16 protein-coding genes and 1 pseudogene are annotated in these 18,979 nt (G+C 56.6%); 9 read left to right on the forward strand and 8 right to left on the reverse strand.

Translation table 11 applies throughout. The features are described from left to right. Positions 1-636: 636 nt before the first annotated feature. The 5 genes from putP to phoH all read left to right on the forward strand — a co-directional run bounded on the left by putP (position 637) and on the right by phoH (position 7,060). The gene (gene putP / locus C1N62_RS07075; RefSeq protein ID WP_137762963.1) at positions 637-2,121 is read left to right on the forward strand and encodes a sodium/proline symporter PutP; all 1,485 of its coding nucleotides are present in this window, start codon (positions 637-639) and stop codon (positions 2,119-2,121) included. A 222-nt stretch (positions 2,122-2,343) separates the two neighbouring features. Continuing rightward, a complete protein-coding gene (gene efeU / locus C1N62_RS07080) occupies positions 2,344-3,186 on the forward strand; it encodes an iron uptake transporter permease EfeU (protein WP_137762964.1) in 843 nt (280 codons plus the stop codon). Positions 3,187-3,216: 30 nt separating this feature from the next. Then, complete coding sequence (efeO, locus tag C1N62_RS07085; RefSeq protein WP_168195830.1) at positions 3,217-4,350, forward strand: iron uptake system protein EfeO; 1,134 nt, start codon at positions 3,217-3,219, stop codon at positions 4,348-4,350. 10 nt (positions 4,351-4,360) lie between these two features. Continuing rightward, the gene (gene efeB, locus C1N62_RS07090) at positions 4,361-5,641 is read left to right on the forward strand and encodes an iron uptake transporter deferrochelatase/peroxidase subunit (RefSeq protein WP_137762965.1); all 1,281 of its coding nucleotides are present in this window, start codon (positions 4,361-4,363) and stop codon (positions 5,639-5,641) included. A gap of 630 nt (positions 5,642-6,271) precedes the next feature. Next, positions 6,272-7,060 (forward strand): phosphate starvation-inducible protein PhoH, encoded by a 789-nt coding sequence (gene phoH / locus C1N62_RS07095; protein WP_137762966.1) that lies wholly within the window; start codon positions 6,272-6,274, stop codon positions 7,058-7,060. A gap of 77 nt (positions 7,061-7,137) precedes the next feature. Here phoH and chaA read toward each other — a convergent pair whose 3' ends face one another. Further along, positions 7,138-8,238, reverse strand: coding sequence for a sodium-potassium/proton antiporter ChaA (gene chaA, locus C1N62_RS07100; protein ID WP_137762967.1), 1,101 nt, complete (start codon positions 8,236-8,238; stop codon positions 7,138-7,140). Positions 8,239-8,660: 422 nt separating this feature from the next. Here chaA and chaB point away from each other — a divergent pair, with 422 nt between their 5' ends. Both chaB and C1N62_RS07110 read left to right on the forward strand, forming a co-directional pair. After that, on the forward strand, positions 8,661-8,894 hold the full coding sequence (gene chaB / locus C1N62_RS07105; RefSeq protein WP_137762968.1) for a putative cation transport regulator ChaB: 234 nt from the start codon (positions 8,661-8,663) through the stop codon (positions 8,892-8,894). A 335-nt stretch (positions 8,895-9,229) separates the two neighbouring features. Beyond that, a complete protein-coding gene (locus C1N62_RS07110) occupies positions 9,230-9,928 on the forward strand; it encodes a gamma-glutamylcyclotransferase (protein ID WP_137762969.1) in 699 nt (232 codons plus the stop codon). 794 nt (positions 9,929-10,722) lie between these two features. On the opposite strand, the gene C1N62_RS07115 is transcribed toward C1N62_RS07110, so the two are convergent. From C1N62_RS07115 to C1N62_RS07125, 3 genes are all read right to left on the reverse strand, one after another. Continuing rightward, positions 10,723-11,145 carry a nuclear transport factor 2 family protein gene (locus C1N62_RS07115; RefSeq protein WP_137762970.1) on the reverse strand — a complete coding sequence of 141 codons (423 nt, stop codon included), beginning with the start codon at positions 11,143-11,145 and terminating at the stop codon, positions 10,723-10,725. A gap of 266 nt (positions 11,146-11,411) precedes the next feature. Beyond that, a complete protein-coding gene (locus C1N62_RS07120) occupies positions 11,412-12,179 on the reverse strand; it encodes a glucose 1-dehydrogenase (protein WP_137762971.1) in 768 nt (255 codons plus the stop codon). 20 nt (positions 12,180-12,199) lie between these two features. Further along, complete coding sequence (locus C1N62_RS07125) at positions 12,200-13,090, reverse strand: aldo/keto reductase (RefSeq protein WP_137762972.1); 891 nt, start codon at positions 13,088-13,090, stop codon at positions 12,200-12,202. A gap of 221 nt (positions 13,091-13,311) precedes the next feature. Between C1N62_RS07125 and C1N62_RS07130 the strand changes: the two genes are divergently transcribed. Further along, positions 13,312-14,208 (forward strand): AraC family transcriptional regulator, encoded by an 897-nt coding sequence (locus C1N62_RS07130; protein ID WP_137762973.1) that lies wholly within the window; start codon positions 13,312-13,314, stop codon positions 14,206-14,208. A gap of 180 nt (positions 14,209-14,388) precedes the next feature. Here C1N62_RS07130 and C1N62_RS07135 read toward each other — a convergent pair whose 3' ends face one another. From C1N62_RS07135 to C1N62_RS07150, 4 genes and pseudogenes are all read right to left on the reverse strand, one after another. Beyond that, a complete protein-coding gene (locus C1N62_RS07135; protein ID WP_137764938.1) occupies positions 14,389-15,747 on the reverse strand; it encodes an esterase-like activity of phytase family protein in 1,359 nt (452 codons plus the stop codon). 258 nt (positions 15,748-16,005) lie between these two features. Then, a pseudogene (locus C1N62_RS07140) lies at positions 16,006-16,122 on the reverse strand (DUF1543 domain-containing protein); the annotation flags it as partial. Between the two features lie 38 nt (positions 16,123-16,160). Then, positions 16,161-16,802: a LysE family translocator gene (locus C1N62_RS07145; RefSeq protein ID WP_137762974.1), complete on the reverse strand. Its 642-nt coding sequence runs from the start codon at positions 16,800-16,802 to the stop codon at positions 16,161-16,163. Continuing rightward, positions 16,799-17,575 carry a YqcI/YcgG family protein gene (locus C1N62_RS07150; protein WP_137764939.1) on the reverse strand — a complete coding sequence of 259 codons (777 nt, stop codon included), beginning with the start codon at positions 17,573-17,575 and terminating at the stop codon, positions 16,799-16,801. The genes C1N62_RS07145 and C1N62_RS07150 overlap by 4 nt, the downstream gene beginning before the upstream one ends. Before the next feature lie 119 nt (positions 17,576-17,694). Between C1N62_RS07150 and C1N62_RS07155 the strand changes: the two genes are divergently transcribed. Then, positions 17,695-18,636 carry a LysR substrate-binding domain-containing protein gene (locus tag C1N62_RS07155; protein ID WP_137762975.1) on the forward strand — a complete coding sequence of 314 codons (942 nt, stop codon included), beginning with the start codon at positions 17,695-17,697 and terminating at the stop codon, positions 18,634-18,636. Positions 18,637-18,979: the final 343 nt, after the last annotated feature.

Genomic DNA, 18,979 nt, shown 5'->3' on the forward strand with positions numbered 1-18,979 from the left:
TAATTAATGCAACTGCTCTAAGGATATGGTGCACGGGGCAGGGAAGGCCGCCCCGTTTGACGCATATGACAGTAACGCGCGCTGAGCATAGCGCCGCTGACCATCATGTTGCAACTAAGTGCAACCCTGTTTTTGGTTTGTAAAACCATGCAGGATTCATGCCGCTTTTTACCCGAAATTTTGTTAACAAAATAACCAGGCACGAAAATTGCTAGGTTTTAGCCGCCTGCCGTTCGGGCGGCCGGGGAAAAGCGAAGCCCAGGCCCGGTGGGAGAAGGTGCGGGTACCACTGCTGCACTTTTGTTACAGCCTAAGGTGATACCGCGGAACGGCTATCCAGTACAACCGCTGGTTATTATTTGTGTGATGGAGCGTAAGCTTTATGTTTCTTGAATGTTAAATGACTTGGCGAACGCGACAGACCTCATCTAGGATGGGCCGCGCCCCTGACCCCGGCAGTCATAAAAAGGGCAGGGTCGCAACCCGGATAGTCTGAAAGTTGACAAGGTTATACCCGATACCCCGTTCCGGTATCGCTTATGCCTGGCCGTCGCTCCGGCTGCCGGGAAACATGACAGGGCGTTTCACAGGGGTTACCCAGGTGAATACTCATGACAAAGTACGTGGAGAATCTACATGACAGTAAGTACACCTATGCTGGTGACATTTCTGGTCTATATCCTGGGGATGGTAGTAATTGGGTTGCTGGCCTACCGCCGCACCACAAATTTTGACGACTATATTCTGGGCGGCCGCAGTCTGGGCAGCGTGGTGACCGCGCTCTCCGCCGGCGCCTCTGACATGAGCGGCTGGTTGCTGATGGGCCTGCCGGGCGCCATCTTCATCTCCGGCATCTCGGAGAGCTGGATCGCCATCGGCCTGACGCTGGGCGCTTACCTCAACTGGAAGCTGGTGGCGGGCCGCCTGCGTGTCCACACCGAGGCCAACAACAACGCGCTGACGCTGCCGGACTACTTCACCAGCCGCTTTGAGGATACCAGCAAGCTGCTGCGCATCATCTCGGCGCTGGTGATTCTGGTCTTCTTCACCATCTACTGCGCCTCGGGCATCGTGGCCGGTGCCCGCCTGTTCGAGAGCACCTTCGGCATGAGCTATGAGACCGCGCTGTGGGCCGGGGCCGCCGCGACCATCCTCTACACCTTCATCGGTGGCTTTTTGGCCGTGAGCTGGACGGATACCGTGCAGGCGTCGCTGATGATCTTCGCGCTGATCCTGACGCCGGTGTTCGTGATTCTGGCCGTCGGTGGCATCGACACCTCGATGCTGGTGATTGAGGCGAAAAGCCCGGCCTACGTTGACATGTTCAAGGGGCTGAATCTGGTTGCCATCCTGTCACTGCTGGGCTGGGGTCTGGGCTACTTCGGCCAGCCGCACATTCTGGCACGCTTCATGGCGGCGGACTCGCACCACACCATCCGCAACGCGCGCCGCATCAGCATGACCTGGATGATCCTCTGTCTGGCAGGCACCATCGCCGTCGGCTTCTTCGGCATCGCCTACTTCAGCAATAACCCGGCGCAGGCTGGCACCGTGACCGAGAATGGCGAGCGCGTCTTTATCGAGCTGGCGAAAATCCTGTTCAACCCGTGGATTGCTGGCATCCTGCTCTCCGCCATTCTGGCGGCGGTGATGAGTACCCTGAGCTGCCAGCTGCTGGTCTGCTCCAGCGCCATCACCGAGGATCTCTACAAAGCCTTCCTGCGCAAAAATGCTGGCCAGCGTGAGCTGGTGTGGGTCGGCCGCCTGATGGTGCTGGTGGTGGCGCTGGTCGCCATCGCGCTGGCCGCCAACCCTGAGAACCGCGTGCTGGGTCTGGTGAGCTACGCTTGGGCTGGCTTCGGTGCGGCATTCGGGCCGGTGATCCTGATCTCGGTGATGTGGTCACGCATGACACGCAATGGCGCACTGGCGGGGATGCTGGTGGGCGCACTGACGGTGATCTTCTGGAAACAGTATGGCTGGCAGGAGCTGTATGAAATTATCCCTGGCTTCCTGTTCGCCTCTGTCGCCATCGTGGTGGTGAGCCTGATGGGCCGCCAGCCCTCCAAGGTGGTCACCGAGCGCTTCCGCGTGGCTGAGGCGGAGTTTAACACCCGCTAAGTGATGGGTACCTAAGCGGTGCCACATCACGCGGTTTACCAAGGCCCCCCTGCGGGGCCTTGTGCTTTTCCCGCGGCAACAGCGGCGCGCCTCACCGCCGTGCAAATTCTCCCGTCCTCCCCCCTTGCTTTTCTTTTTTTTGGAATGATAATCACTCTCGTTTTCTTTTACCTAACTTTACAGACTGCCCTGCCGGGCGTCGCACCCTTGGGGTAAGCCGCGATGTTTGTGCCATTTCTGATTATGTTCCGCGAAGGGCTGGAAGCCGCCTTGATTGTCAGTTTGATTGCCGGCTATCTGGCACGCACCGGCCGCCGCCGTTGGCTGGGCGTGGTGTGGCTGGGCATTGGGCTGGCCGCGGCGCTCTGTCTGGCGCTGGGCATGGCGATCAACGCCACCACCGGCGAATTCCCGCAGAAGCAGCAGGAGCTGTTTGAGGGGCTGGTGGCGGTGGTCGCGGTGGCGATGCTGACCTACATGGTGTTCTGGATGCGCAAGGCGTCGCGCTCCGTCAAGGGGCAACTGGAGCAGGCGATCGATCAGGCGCTCAGCAAACATGCCAGCAGCCGCGCGCAGGCGTGGGCGCTGGTGGCGATGGTGTTCTTTGCCGTGGCGCGCGAGGGGCTGGAGTCGGTGTTCTTCCTGCTCGCCGCCTTCCAACAGGATGTCGGCGCGGCGGCCCCGGCTGGCGCGCTGCTGGGGCTGGCCTGCGCCATGTTGCTGGGCGCGCTGATCTACTGGGGCGGCGTGCGGCTCAATCTGGCGCGCTTCTTCAAGTGGAGCGGCCTGTTCATTCTGCTGGTGGCCGCCGGGCTGGCGGCTGGCGCGATCCGTGCCTTCCACGAGGCCGGGCTGTGGAATGGCTTCCAGTCGCTGGCCTGGGATCTGAGCGGCGTGCTCTCCACCCACTCGCTGGGCGGCACCCTGCTGGAGGGGATATTTGGTTATCAGGAGTCCCCGACCGTCAGTGAGGTGGTGGTCTACTTCGCCTACCTGATCCCGGCCTTGATCCTCTTCTTTCTGCCTTACCACCGCACGCCGACGGCCACCCGTGGCCGGGCGTAATTTGATGACTTTTTTCAGGGAGTGCCTGTGATGTCCACCTTGTCCCGTTTTGCCCTGCGCCGCGCGCTCAATTTGGCCCTGCTGGCGCTGCCAGCCTGTGCCCTCAGCACCACCGCACTGGCCGCCGACCTGCGGCAGGTCAACGTTACTGTCACCGACAAGCAGTGTGAGCCGATGCAGCTCACCGTGCCGGCGGGCAAAACCCAGTTTATCGTGCGCAATGCCAGCCAGAAGGCGCTGGAGTGGGAGATCCTGCAAGGGGTGATGGTGGTGGAGGAGCGCGAGAACATCGCGCCGGGCTTCACCCAGAAGATGACCGCCACCCTCGAGCCGGGCGAGTATGACATGACCTGCGGCCTGCTCAGCAACCCGAAGGGCAAGCTGACGGTCACCGCCGGGGCGGCCGCGGCCAAGCCGGATGCCGCCGCGCTGATTGGCCCGCTCGCCGAGTATAAGGTGTATGTGATGGGCGAGGTGGGGCAACTGGTGATCCAGACCCAAGCCTTCACCGAGGCGGTGAAGCGCGGCGATCTGGCGCAGGCGCGGGCGCTCTATGCCCCGACGCGCCAGCACTACGAGCGCATCGAGCCGATTGCCGAGCTGTTCTCTGATCTCGACGGCAGCATCGACGCGCGTGAGGATGACTTTGAGCAGAAGGCGGCAGACCCGGCGTTCACCGGCTTCCACCGTCTGGAGAAGATCCTGTTTGGCGACAACACCACGCAGGGCGGCGCGCCCTTCGCCGATCGTCTGCTGGCGGATACCCGCGCGCTGCAAACCCGCATCAGCGAGCTGACCTTCCCGCCCTCCAAGGTGGTGGGTGGCGCGGCCGGGCTGGTGGAAGAGATTGCCGCCAGCAAGATCAGCGGTGAGGAAGATCGCTACAGCCGCACCGACCTGTGGGATTTTCAGGCGAACATTGATGGCGCACAGAAGATCGTCAACTTGCTGCGCCCGCTGCTGGTGAAGGCCGATCCGGCGTTGCTGGCAAAAATCGACGGCAACTTTGCCAAGGTGGATGGCCTGCTGGCGAAGTACCGCACCGCCAACGGCTTTGCCTCCTATGAGAAGCTGACCGATGCCGACCGCAACGCCATGAAGGGGCCGATCACCGCGCTGGCGGAAGATCTCTCCACGCTGCGCGGCGTGCTGGGTCTGGATTGAGGCCATCACGATGAGCAAAACCACCGGCGCGGCGGGCGGCGGTTGCCCGTTCGGCGGGCACCAGCCAGCCCGGCGGCGCTTGCTGCTGGGGATGGGGGCGCTGGGCGGCGCGTTGGCGCTTCGTGGCCCGGCGCGTGCCGAGCCGCCGGCCGCCCCCGGCGTGCTGCCGCCTGACGCGCGTGAGATGCGCCAGCCCTTCTATGGCGTCCACCAGTCCGGCATCCTGACGCCACAGCAGGCGTCGGCAATGCTGGTGGCCTTTGATGTGCTGGCCAGCAACCGTGAGGATCTGCGCCGCCTGTTCGCGCTGCTCACCGCGCGTATTGCCTTCCTCACGCAAGGGGGCGAAGCACCGGCGGCCGATCCGAAACTGCCGCCCCTGGACTCCGGCATCCTTGGCGCGCGCATCAGCCCGGACAACCTGACGATGACGCTCTCCGTCGGCCACGCGCTGTTTGACGAGCGCTTTGGGCTGGCGGCGCAGAAACCGCTGCACCTGCAACGGATGACGCGCTTTCCCAACGATTCGCTGGACGCCGCCCAGTGCCACGGCGACCTCTTGTTGCAGATTTGCGCCAACAGCAGTGACACGGTGATCCACGCCTTGCGTGACATCATCAAGCACACGCCGGATCTGCTGGCGGTGCGCTGGCGGCGCGAGGGCTTTATCTCGCCCCACGCGGCGCGCAGCCAGGAGACGCCGATCAATTTGCTCGGCTTCAAGGATGGCACCGCCAACCCCGACACCCGCAACGCGGCGCTGATGGAACAGGCGATCTGGGTAACGGAGGAACAGGGCGAACCGGCGTGGGCGGTGGGCGGCAGCTATCAGGCGGTGCGCATCATCCGTTTCCACGTGGAGTCCTGGGATCGCACGCCGTTGCAGGAGCAGGAGGCGATCTTTGGCCGCCACAAGCTCAGCGGCGCGCCGCTCGGCATGGCGCAGGAGCATGACGTGCCCGACTACCGCGCCGACCCGCAGGGGCAGGTGATCCCGCTGGACGCCCATATCCGGCTGGCGAACCCGCGCATGCCGGAGAGTGCCAGCAGCCTGATGCTGCGGCGCGGCTACAGCTACTCGCAGGGCATCAGCGCCTCCGGGCAGCTGGAGATGGGGTTGCTGTTCATCTGCTACCAGCACGATCTGGAGCAGGGCTTTTTGGCGGTGCAGCGGCGGCTGAATGGCGAGGCGCTGGAGGAGTATGTCCGGCCGATCGGCGGCGGCTACTTCTTCGCGCTGCCCGGTGTGCGCGAGGGGCAAATATTGGGCGAGGCGCTGCTAAAAACGTGACGCCGTTAACAGTTAGCCCCGCTTGAGTAAACCGGTCGCCCAAGGCGGCCTGTTTTATGCATTTCTTATCGGTGAGGAAGGCAGTGGGTTGATTGGAAAGCGCAAAAAATAAGCACTTGACTTATTTGTAGTTAAATATTTACATTGCTGTAACACGGAGTCATAAAGTGTCGTTATACTCAAATTAGTTGCCCACCAACCGGTGGCAGCTAACCGAAAAAGCCGGTGCGGGCGTCACTGCCTGTCCTGACTGCGAGGAGCGCTGATGCGGAAGTCCATGAATGGGCTGTTAGGTTTACCATCAAACACTTTCTCTTCTACTCGTCGTCTCGAGGGCGAATGCCGCGCCACCGCCATTTTCGGCACAACCTCCCACTCTACCAACCAACCAGCGTCTCTTGCGTCATACCAAAATTGGAAAATGTTGCCAGCCTGGCAACCTCTCTTCATGGCGCACGCCGTTCCGGCCGGGCCATCGCCTTGCCAGACAGCTACCCGTCGCCATTGTCATTGGCTAATGCGGTCTTAAAGGGGACCAACCTCATCTGTATGTGAAACCTGTTGTCAGAGTATTCGTCTGCGGTGCTGCACAGCCGCAACGGTAGGTGAAACAAACTGTAAGGTGCCACTATGGGAAGACAGAAAGCAGTGATCAAAGCTCGTCGTGAAGCGAAACGTGTTATCCGGCGTGACGCACGCAGCCACCGGCAGCGTGAGGAGGAGTCGGTAACCTCCCTGGTCCAAATGGGCGGGGTAGAATCCATCGGCATGGCGCGCGACAGTCGGGACACCTCGACCATCGAGGCGCGTACGGAAGCTCAAGGTCATTACTTATCAGCCATAGAGAACAAACAGCTGATCTTCGCCACGGGCGAGGCCGGCTGTGGGAAAACCTTTATTAGCGCGGCTAAGGCCGCCGAAGCCCTGATTCATAAAGAAGTGGACCGGATCATTGTCACCCGTCCGGTGTTGCAGGCCGATGAGGATCTCGGCTTCCTGCCCGGTGATGTGGCGGAGAAGTTCGCCCCCTATTTCCGCCCGGTGTATGACATCCTGCTGCGCCGCCTCGGCTCGTCGTTCATGCAGTACTGCCTGCGGCCAGAGATTGGCAAGGTGGAGATCGCCCCGTTTGCCTATATGCGTGGGCGCACCTTCGAGAACGCGGTGGTGATTCTGGATGAGGCGCAGAACGTCACCGCCAGCCAGATGAAGATGTTCCTGACGCGGCTGGGGGAGAACGTCACCGTGATCGTCAACGGCGATATCACCCAGTGTGACCTGCCGCGCGGCGTCAAGTCCGGGCTAAGCGATGCGCTGGAGCGTTTCGAGGAGGATGAGATGATCGGCATTATCCGCTTCACCAAAGAGGACTGCGTGCGCTCGGCGCTCTGCCAACGCACGCTCAATGCGTATACCTGACACTCTGTCGGCCTGCCGGGCAGGCCGTAACCCCAACAGACCCTGATAGCAAGGCCGCACTGCGCGGCCTTTTTTTATTACAGCATGATCACCATCAGGTAGGCGAGGAACAGCGCCAGGTGGGCGGTGCCGTTCAGCACATTGGTGCGGCCGGTGGAGAAGGAGACCTGGCAGAGCATCAATACCGCCAGCATCACCACGATGTGTGGCCCCTCCAGCCCAAAGATAAGCTGCTGGCCGGTCAGGGTGGCAATCAGCGTCACCGCCGGTACCGTCAGGGAGATGGTCGCCAGCACCGAGCCGAAGAACAGGTTCATCGCCCGCTGCACCTGATTATTGAGCACCGCCCGCAGCGCGCCCAGCCCCTCCGGTGAGAGGATCAGCAGCGCCACCAAAAAGCCGGTGAACTGTGCCGGTGCGTTGAGCGTCTGCAACAGATTCTCCAGCGGCGTGGCATTGACCTTGGTCACGGCAATCACCGCCACCAGATGCACCACCAGCCAGACCGCGTGCCACAGGCTGCTGTGCGCCGAGGGCTTGCCGTGGTGCGGGTCATCCCCCTCGTCCTCATGCTCATAGACAAACAGGCTCTGGTGGGTCTTGGTCTGGATCAGCAGGAACACGCCATACATCGCGGCGGAGATGCCCGCCACCATCAACGCCTGTGTGGTGTTGTAGTTGCCCTCCGGCAGTACCGCTGGCAGCACCAGTACGATGATCGCCAGCGGAAAGATGGCCATCAGGTACTGCTTGATGCCGCCCAGATTGACATACTGGGTCGCGAACTTGCGCCCGCCGAGCAGCAGCGAGACGCCCACCAGCCCGCTGGTGACGATCATCAGGATGGAGAAGAGGGTGTCACGCATCAGCGCCGGGGCGGCATCGCCGGTCGCCATCAGCGCCGAGATGAGGCTGACCTCCAGAATCACCACCGACAGGCTAAGGATCAGCGAGCCATACGGCTCGCCCAGCCGGTGCGCCAGCACATCCGCGTGGCGCACCACGCTAAAGGCGCTGGCAAGGATGCCGACCAGCGCCACCAAATTGATGCCAGCCAGCGCGGGCAGGGCGGTGGTATTCCCCCAGAGGGTAAGGATACCGAGGGCGAGCAGCGGCAGCAGCAGGGAGTACTCGCTGTGGCGGGTTTTGGCGCGGGCCGGTGGGGCGGTCGACGTCATGGTTCTCATGCTCCTTTTCAATGTTGCCGGGGCAAAGGGATGATGCAGTAACGGGTGCCGTGGCGCTAAGTATAGCCCCGGCCTAGGAAAACAGCGTTACAGTAACAAAATATGTCAGCCTTTTGGGCGAATTTACCTAATTTTACCGCCTTGGTTTTTTTTCCTTTCCCGAGCCATGATTACCCCATGTTTAACCGCCGTTTAAGGAGGGTATGCCTGTAAGTGATTGCGTCTCGATTTTCGGCTATGCCTTGCTACGCAACCCTTGCCAGATGATTCATACTTTTTTGCCGTGTGGCGCAGTAAAAACGGGGATCAGCAGGAAAACGGCGGGTTTCAGCATAGTCACAAGGCATGTTCTACACTTGAAACGACGCCAGCCACTGGCTGGCCCCTTGTGATACTGGAACAGGAGGAGCCTGATGCCATTTAAATCCCGTACCGATCTGCCAGACAACGTGCGCCACGTGCTGCCGCCCCATGCGCAGGATATCTATAAAGAGGCGTTTAACAGCGCCTGGGACCAATACAAGGACAAGGATGACCGGCGCGGCGATGACACGCGCGAAGAGACGGCCCACAAAGTGGCATGGGCCGCGGTGAAGCATGATTATGAGAAAGGGGATGACGACCGCTGGCATCCCAAAAAGCATTAAACCCGCGCTTTCAACCGGCAGGGCAGGGTTGCTGACCCTGCCCGCCATTTCTGCCAGACTCCTGCGCGTTCCTTATAAAAAACATCCGGCCATCACCTATTCCTCTGATAGGCCCATGTGATTGGTATCGGTTCTATCTGGCTTTTCAACGGCTTTGTTATCCCACAATCGTACTATTGTCATAATTTTTTGTGCTGTGATTTGTCGCCAGCTTGATTGACGGGCGAGAAACGCATAAGGTTTATCCTAATTAGCCCGGTCAATCGAAGGGATTACCTTATTCGTCAGGCTGATAAATATATAAGCAAGGTCGTAAGAGAGGAGGGCAGCCACAGGTGTTAACGCGAGATTTTCTACAGAAGGCGGATTGTAAGACGGCTTTCGGGACGATTGAGGAGGCGCTGCTGCTCTCACCGGAGCAACGTCTGGCGTCGTTGCGTTGTACCCTCTCGCGTCGGCCGGACAACAGCCCGGTATGGATTTTTGGCTACGGCTCCCTGATGTGGAACCCGATTTTCGATTCGGAAGAGGTGCGGCGCGCGACGCTGAACGGTTGGCACCGTGCCTTCTGCCTGCGGCTGACGGCCGGTCGCGGCACCGCCGCCCAGCCGGGCCGGATGCTGGCATTGAAGGAGGGCGGCAGCACCACCGGTCTGGCCTTCCGCCTGCCCGAGGAGAAGCTGGAGGAGGAACTGGAGCTGCTGTGGAAGCGCGAGATGGTGACCGGCTGCTACGTGCCGACCTGGTGTGAGCTGGTGTTGGAGGATGGCAGCCGCGTGACAGCGCTGGTGTTCGTGATGGACGCCGCCCACCCGCTGTTTGAGGCCGATACCTGCTACCAAGTGATCGCCCCGCTGATCGCCCGCGCCCACGGCCCGCTTGGCACCAACGCCCAGTACCTCTACGCGCTGGAGCAGGAGCTGAAGAAGCACAATATGCAGGACGAGTGCCTGCGCGAGCTGGTGGATCATGTGCGCCTGTTGCAGCAGGATGCGGCGAATAGTGAGGATGTGCCCAAGGTGGGGCAAGCCTGAGAGCAGGCATTGCGATTGCCTGCGACCTCGCTTAGGCCGGAGCAGGGTTTCGGTTGTTCGAGTTCCTTTGTCTACCTGTACTCCTGCGCCTCAACCGAGCAGGGCCTGCCGGCGCGCCGGCCCTGCACCCGCGCGCTTTTGGGTGCCTCGGCTAATTATTGCCCGCTACCGCGGGTTCCCTCCGTCAGCTTCCGGCCTGTCGGGCCGCGGCAGACGCGCTCCCAGCGCGACTGCCACTCTCGCGCACATCCCTGTGCGCTCACCCGGCCCGGAATCCTCGGTCGGCAATAATTAACGCCCCCACCACTTCTGCAAATGCTTGGCTATGTGAGGAAATAGTTGGGGGAATTTTTATATTGGAAGGTGTGATGTGCCCGCTCACCCGGCCCTACGACTCCACTCGGCAATGATTAACGCCCCCACCTCCTCTGCAAATCCTTGGCTATGTGAGGAAATAGTAGGGGGGTATTAAGGCGAAAGATTCGTCGCCGATAGAGCGCTTTTCACTTATGGACGTATCCTTGGATCAAGCCCAACGTGAGTTACATTCAAAAGTCACGTACCTATAGCAAGGTACTTTATTGAATACGTGAGGCTTAACTAAGTCCATATGCTGCCCTGATGCTTTATCCGCACAAGGGAGAGCGCATTTATCGCGGTTGCCATCAATCAGGTATCAGGAGTAGCGGGCCGCTCTGTGCCAGAAGCTGACACTACTGAGTCACTCTCACCCTAGTGGGAGGAGTAAAGTTTTATGGCAGCTTGTAACTTCCTGGTTAGTTGTCTATAGACGCTTAGCTTGTCTGCTGCGCCCGCCAGACTTCGTGCGTATCAATAATCTGCCGAAAGCCGATGATCTTACCATCTTGCACTCGCCAGATATGAGCATATTGGGCGTTGAAAGGCTTGCCAGTTGCTACCATGGTCCCTTTGGAGCGCCCGATCGCGACCACTACGTCTCCTGCATCGAAGATTTCGGTGGGGGTTGCCTGATAATCTTGGATCTCAGTTGCAAGGCGCCGGAACACGCCGTCGGCTACCGCCTGAGGCGTTCGATAGGGGTTACCCACAGCCAGCATGAAGTTGTCAGACTCATTCCACTCCAGGGACTCGTGTAGCTGCTCCATAATCAAGGATGCATCGCCTTGAACAAATGCCTCATATAACCGCTGCACTACCGCCATGCCGCTGTCTTTATTTTCCGTTTTATCTGTCATGTTACATCCTATCGAGATTTATGATTAACTGGCCACGCTTACAGCGAGATGCTCTTCTCGCGCTTTGCGGGAGACGGCTGGATCATGTCGCAAGCGGCTCCGTGGGTTGCCCGCTCGGCTCGTTCGTTAACATTCACAACCGCCCGCAGCTGCGAGATTAAGGTAGCATGACTGCCCACTACCTCGGTCACCTTTAGTGAGGCCATAACCTATATAAAAAAAGCCGCCCGGCAATATAAGTAAACCTGAAGGCGTTAATTCCGTGTTTAGTTTGCAGTAAAGCCGCCGTCTACTGGCAGAGAGACCCCATGAACAAAAGAGGCGCCAGAGCTGGACAGCCATAAAACGGCCTGCGCGACTTCCTCGGGCTTACCCAGACGGCCTATAACCTGCAGGCGCATAATATCGTCCATAGCTTCCGGCTGCGTCTCAAGCATGGCTTTAACCATCGGCGTTTCAATGGTACTCGGACAGATGCAGTTAATGCGTACATTTTGACGTGCATAGCGGAGAGCCGCGCTTTTTGTCAGGCCGATGACGCCGTGTTTACTCGCGTTGTAAGCGGCCAGGTCAACCTGAGCCACAAGTCCACCCACTGAAGACATATTAACGATAGCGCCGCAGCCCTGGGCACGCATTTGCCTAAGTTCATGTTTCATTGATGCCCATATCCCACGCAGATTGATTGCGATGACACGGTCAAAGTCATCTGATGGCTGATCTGCAAAATCACATGCTGGTGCCTGAACGCCAGCATTATTGAATGCCATATCAAGCTGACCAAATGTCGCAACCGCTTTTTTAACGGCGGCGGCAATCTGTGCTTCATCACTGACGTCGCAGACAATGGCCAAAGCTTTGCCTCCACACTGATTGATTTCGTCCGCGACCGCCTGAATTTTCTCTTCCTGCAGGTCGACCAGAACAACGGCCGCGCCTGCTGCTGCATAGGCGTTCACTGCGGCCAGACCAATTCCCTGACTGGCACCGGTCACTAAGGCAACCTGCCCTTTAAAATCATAAACGGGTTTCATAACGCATTCTCCTTAAATTTTCAGGCCAGCTCTGAGAAGCTAGTAGTATCAACGTCTTTTGGATGAGGGCCAGCGCGGAGACCTGCATCGAGATGGTCAAGCTGCAGCATTTCGCTTTGGCTGAGAGAGAAGTCAAACACGTTGATATTTTCAGCAATCCGCCCGGCGTTAACGGATTTGGGGATGGCGACAATGCCATTCTGATAGTGCCAGCGAAGAATGACCTGAGCCGGCGATTTATCCTTCGCCCGCGCAATGGCTGTCACCGCTGATTCATTCAGGGGATCTTTACTTCCGCCATAGTTATTCCAATTGCCATAGTTTTTGACGCCGCCAATCGGGGACCATGCTTCGGTAGTGATGTCGTGAGCCTTATTAAAGGCTACTAGAGATTTCTGCGCAAAATAAGGGTGAAGTTCAACCTGATTGACAGCTGGCACTACATCAGCCTGTGATATCAGTGCTTCCAGCTGGTCTTCCATAAAGTTACAGACGCCAATGGCGCGCACCCGGCCTTCCGCATAGAGCTTTTCAAGCGCTTTATAGGAATGAAGCGTGGCTTCCCAGTTTTTAGTTGGCCAGTGCAGAAGATAGAGATCAAGGTAATCTAGCTTCAGCTTTTTCAAACTCTCATCGAAAGCCTTTAAGGTTGATTCAAAGCCATAGTCGCCATTGAAAAGCTTGGTGGTAATAAACATGTCAGCGCGGGGCACATCACTTTCTGCCAGTGCTTCGCCTACCTGTGCTTCATTATGATAAGCTTTCGCTGTATCGATCAGGCTATATCCACTCTGGATTGCGCTTGCGACCGCACTGACTGTCTCCTGAGGCGAAGAGAGATAAACGCCCAGACCAAGTGCAGGCATTTCCACGCCGTTGTTGAGTTTGATGAAAGGGGCCTGCGTAACCATATAAATCTCCTGATAACGTTTATTGCCAGGTAAAATGACATCCTGCTGCTCAGGCAGGATGAATTACCTGAATTATCATCCACAAGGACGGAAGGCAGTGACAGGTACGTTCCGATGTTTTTCTTGCCTGATCCTATTGGCAACGTCAGTTATGGTAGGAATATCGACGGCATATGGTTACATTTACGTGGTATAACTTAACTATCAAAAGATGATTTCTTATGACGGAACGTCACAACATAACGTCAGAAATTGCGGGTCAAATATCCAGATATACCCATAAAACCGGTGAAACCAAAACCCCATTAGAAGACCTCTCTTTTTTTCGCCGGGATTCACCCGCTTTGCCGGAAATATGTATGCTTGAACCCAGCGTCGTTTTCGTGATGCAGGGTGAAAAGAAAATGTGGCTGGGCAATCAGAGCTTCGCTTATGACTCATCCCGTTTTCTGGTCACGTCGCTGGCACTGCCGGCAAATGGAGAAGTTATGCTGGCGAGCAGGGAAAAACCTTGTCTGGGCCTCACTTTCAAAATTGATTTAAGAATTATGGCTGAGCTTATGGTCCAGTCAGATCATCCCCATAAAAAGTCAAAAAATGGCGGTTCCGGGCTTGGGCTGGGCACGGTGACGCCGGCAATACTGAAACCCGTCCAGCGGCTTATTGAAACTCTAGGTGAACCGGAAGCCATACCTGTCATTGCACCGCTGGTACGGCGTGAAATTCACTACCGATTGCTGATGAGCGACCAGGCAGATAAAATCCGGCAGATAGTATCTGTCGAGAGTCAGGCGTACCGCATTGCGAAAGCCACTGACTGGCTGCGATGTAATTTTTTCCGACCAGTGCGAATTGATGAGCTTGCTGCTTACGTTCATATGAGTACCCCCGCATTTCATCTTCACTTTAGACAGCTAACGCAGATGAGTCCCCTTCAATATCAAAAATGGCTGAGACTGAGCGAAGCAAAACGGTTGATGCTAAATGAGCAATACGATGTAACACGCGCCGCATACAAAGTGGGTTATGAAAGTCCATCACAGTTCAGCAGAGAGTACAGCAGGCTGTTTGGCTCTTCTCCTAAAAAAGATATAGGCCTGTTACGTTCGCTTGAGTAAGGTCTTAATCCTGCAAGGCTGCTTACTCAAGGTCCGCTTCTCACTCATAGCGGATAAGGTGTGGCCCGTAGCCCGTTGTGACCAAACAATAATCCATCGATGGCAAAACTGGGCTGCATCCGGCTCTTTTACAAAAAGTGATGCAATTGAGGGACGCAGCCTGGAGGGTAGGGAGGGTGTTTATTTCAGCGGTGCCGCCAGCGTGACAATCCACAACTCGCTGTCCGACTCAGGTTTCTCCAGCGGCTTTATGCCGATGGTCGTTGCAACCGGCTTATCATCTACCGTAAGCGTCCCCTGTTCGGTCACCCGATAATCCTTACGCTTCTTACCTTCAACCGGATTTTGCATGACCGTTCTCACGCCGAAGTCATTGTCATTGGTGACGGCCAGCGTTTTATTGTCGATCAGCGCCAGACCTTCGGCCTTCTCTTGCTGCCAGCCGAGTTGACGTAAATCGACCACCAGCGTTTTGGCGGCGAGCTTAATGCCGCGCTGCGCCAGCGCGTTCTCGTCGTCAAACTCCGGATACTCGTCAGGTTTATCAAACGCGCTCAACTCAGTAGCCGGGCTAAGATCCACCTTATAGATAAGGTTGCGCATCGCATCGTCTTTGTCGCTGCCCTGTTCAATCAGCAGGATATGCTGATTGTCGAGCGCCACGATATCGCCAATTTTTGCGTCGCTGTTTTTACCGTAAGCGGCACTGTCGATAGGGTAACCATACATCGCGGTTTTCCCGGTCGCCGGGTCAAAACTCAGCAGGCGGGTAAAGCGCGCCTGCTTTTTACTTTTACCGTCGATATCCAGCGTGCTCTGCACCGCGGCGATGATACGCCCGTCAGGCATACGGGTGAGCCCTTCAAATCCACGGTTTGGCTGACGCCATTTGAGAACGTTCGGCAGACCGCCCGCGATGGATTTCTCCCCTTCAGCGGCCTGCGGCCCGTGAATTGTCAGGATCTTGCCGCGCGCATCAACGTTAATCAGGAACGGGCCATACTCATCGCACAGCCAATACCCTCCCTTGCCGTCCGGCGTAATACCTTCCGTATCCAGACCGCGGTTATCGCCATGCAGCACTTTCAACGTATCGCTGAGCGCGATTTCATTGGTTGATCCGATGACGCCATCCTGCAGCGGCAATCCGTTAATATTGCCCTTATCGTCATGCAATGGCCGGACATCCGTGGCCTCCGCTTTGCCGTTCTGCACCCGAATATTCATCAGCAGCGGGGCGAACTCTGGCGTGACGAAAATTTTTGCCTCTCTCTTACCCATATCAGGCGAGTCAGCATTCGGCCCGCGATCGGTGACGGTGGCGAAGGTGAACGCATCCCCCTGCTTGCCGGTAAACAGCAAACCGGAGCCGATCCCCATCGGCAAACCATTTGGAAACGCACTGGCAAACGCGCCGTTGTAGTTGACGCGCGTACCTTCGGGGAAACTGACGATATAGCGCTCGACCTGCGGCTGCGCCGCCAGCGTTGATGAAGAGAGCGCACAGCCGATAACCAGAGAAATCGCTTTTATATTCATATTGTTAATGTCCATGTAGGGAAGCTAACAGCGTAAAGAATAAAAATGACAGAAAAATGAAATCTCCGGGAAACATTGGCGGCTAACAGATTGATTTCTTCATTGTTGAGGGGTGGGCACTCTTGGGTGCCGGTGGGCGCGCTTAGGTCGTCGGGCATAGCGATTGCCCGTGATCGCGCTGGGGCCGGAGCAGGGTTTCGGTTGTTTGGGTTCCTTTTCTGCTTTGGCCTCGGAGCCTCAACCGAGCAGGGCCTCGTTGTCCGCATTACCACACCATGTTTCCCGCAGCGCTGGCCAGCCGTCTTCAGGATGGCTGGCCGCTACGAACGGGATATCATGCACTTTAATATTTGACCTTCCGGCGGTGCCACCCAGATAAAAAACCTAAAGGCCTATTTATATTTTCAGCTTTGTTATATACCCCATAAATGCAGGCTATGCGTTAACTCGAAAACGTTGTAAACGCTCCCGCACCCCGCCACGGTAAGCAAAAAAAGCGATGACGTGATCTCTATTTTCCTGCCATGTCTGGCAGACATCCATTTTCTCACGGTCAGAATGTAGAGCGTCAGTATGGCGAAGTCGAAAATTACCCACACCAGACACAGCGTCAGAACACTGGTGGTGAAATCCTGTGTCACGGCAATAAACTGAGGAAAGAATGAGACAAAAAATAGAATGTCTTTCGGATTAGAAAGTCCTGTAGCAAAGCCCCGCAGAAAACTTCCCCGGCGCTGAGTATCTGTCCCGCTCTCCATTGCACCCGGCTGCGGGGTGCTGCAAAGATTCTGTAGTGCCGAATACCCTATATAAACAGAACCTGCCAGTCCGAGAAAGCTCAGCCAGACAGGAGACAGGGAAACCACGCCTCTCAGCATCAGTGTGGCCAGCGCAATCAGAATGAGGGAAGCCCCGTTCGTCCCGACAGCAGTGGCAAACGCGCTTCGATAACCATAACGGGCAGCGGTGCCGGTTATGAGTGCCACAACCGGGCCAGGGGTGAGAAGCAGCATCATCACAGAAAAAATATATGCGCTCAAAAGGGTCATGTTCATTGCGGTATTTTTCCCTTACGTATGTGTAACGGACACTGCACCGGATTAAGCGCACCGGGTTCGCTTAGCTGATACTGTTTCCATTCCAGACTGCCCGAATCACCATAGAAACCCAGCTCTGAAGGGACATAACCGTTATTGTAATTGCAGACGCGTGTTCGGATTTTTTCCCTAATTTTTATTCCCTTAGAATCGCTCTGGCTGGCCAGAATGTCGAAATGCGCTCTGGGGTTAACGATGAAGACGGGGCGTTTCCCCAGATTCCTGCTTCTGAGTTGCGAGTGTCCGGGGCAGCTGACATTGAAAAAGAACTCCGTGCCGCCAAAACAAAATGACCACGCACTCTCTTTAGGATTCTGCGGAATATGTGATGGCCAGTCGTGTGTGTCATGATCGTGAAGGCTCTGCAACTGCTGCCATCCAAACCGCTGGGCCTCTTCAAGTGAATTCAGGTCGCGGCGCTCAAAAATCAGCAATAACGGGCTGTAAAGCCTGTCTTCTTCCGGCAGTTGATGGGTCCGTGTCACCAGACTCTGCATAGCGGCCACCAAGTCCGCCGTGGTGTTATCCTCACTCACCAGCCCGAATAGCAATGTTTCCGATTTCCATGCATGACGGGCAAAGAGGCAGGGAAAATCTTTGTCGCTAAGCCGTGCGGCGACATCGCGAAATGCGTCTATCGGCCAGTCTCTTAGCGGACAGACGTCGCTGGCATCATTGCTTATCATCATCAGATCAGACTGTCTGATAATGGCTCCGTTCCTGAGAAGCATACTTTTCACGAGAATCCCTCCGTTAACTTTTTCGGACAGGATTATTCACGCACAGACAGCAGTTGAAAAACGGATAAAACTCGCGCTTAATGTGAGTAAAACTCACATTGGGATATCTGATGTCGTTACCACCACTCTATGCATTGCGCGCGTTTGAAGCTGCAGCGCGGTTGAACTCATTCAGTAAAGCTGCAGAATTTCTCAATATTACGCCGGGTGCGGTCAGCCGGCATATTCGTACGCTTGAAGCGTGGTTTGACTGTGAGCTTTTCAAGCGAAATGGGCCACGTGTCAGCGTGAACGAGGCGGGATGTGCCCTTGCTGGTCAGCTTACCGAGGGTTTTATGAGCATAGAGCGGGCCTGTAATGCCTTCAGAAGTCACAGCAAGTTTCTGCGCCTGAAAGCGCCCTCAACGCTTACCATGCGTTGGCTTCTTAACGTGCTGAATGATTTTCGCAAGAACCATACAACCCCAGGGATTGAGATAACCAGTGTCTGGATGGACAAAGATGAGGTAGATTTCAATCGCGAGCCTTATGACTGCGCAATCTTGCTGGGTAATGGGCATTTTGGGGAGGGTACAGAGAGCCGACTGCTGTTCAGCGAGTGGTTTATTCCGGTCTGTTCTCCAGCGATGCTCATCAGCGCACAAAATTCTCTTCCGGATTGCGACCTTATCCATCCGTCTCCAGACCGTCGTGACTGGCGCAGATGGCTCAAGAAAACCGGGCGTTTCAAGGAACTCAGTATCAGTGGCGGGAAGGTATTCGATACCCTGGAACAGGGAAATCTTGCCGCCCTGAGCGGACATGGCGTCTCTGTAGGTGATCTGCTTCTGAGCACTGAGGCAATAAGAAGTGGCCTGCTTACTCTTCCTTTTCCAGAGGCTGTGGCAACCGGAGACGGATATTATCTGGTGTGGCCAGAAAATTCTGCCATAAAGCAAAACGTTGAAACCCTGCTGAACTGGCTTACACGCCATATTCCCCTGCTTCCTGAGGAGAATTTGATTTACTATCCTACCGATGAAAATAAGATTTCATGCGCAAGGCTAGCTTAATGAAAACTGTCTGATGTAGCCGTACATGCAGCATTAACCTGCTCCAAGTCCATTGTTTGAAAAAATCTCCTTTTACGGTAGAAAAACTGTAGACCTCCGCTGTGCCGGCCTTGCACCACGCGGGCGTGTCAACCTTCGGTTTGTTTATGTCTTTTTCTGCTTTGGCTTTCGTGATTATCTTTAGCCTCGCTGGGCCGGAGCAGGGTTTCGGTTGTTCGGATTCTTTTTTCTGCTTCGGCTCCCGAGCCTCAACCGAGCAGGGCCTGCCGGCGCGCCGGCCCTGCACCCGCGCGCTTTGGGTGCCTCGGCTAATTATTGCCCGCTACCGCGGGTTCCCTCCGTC

This window comes from Nissabacter sp. SGAir0207, assembly GCF_005491205.1.
GTDB lineage: Bacteria > Pseudomonadota > Gammaproteobacteria > Enterobacterales > Enterobacteriaceae > Chimaeribacter.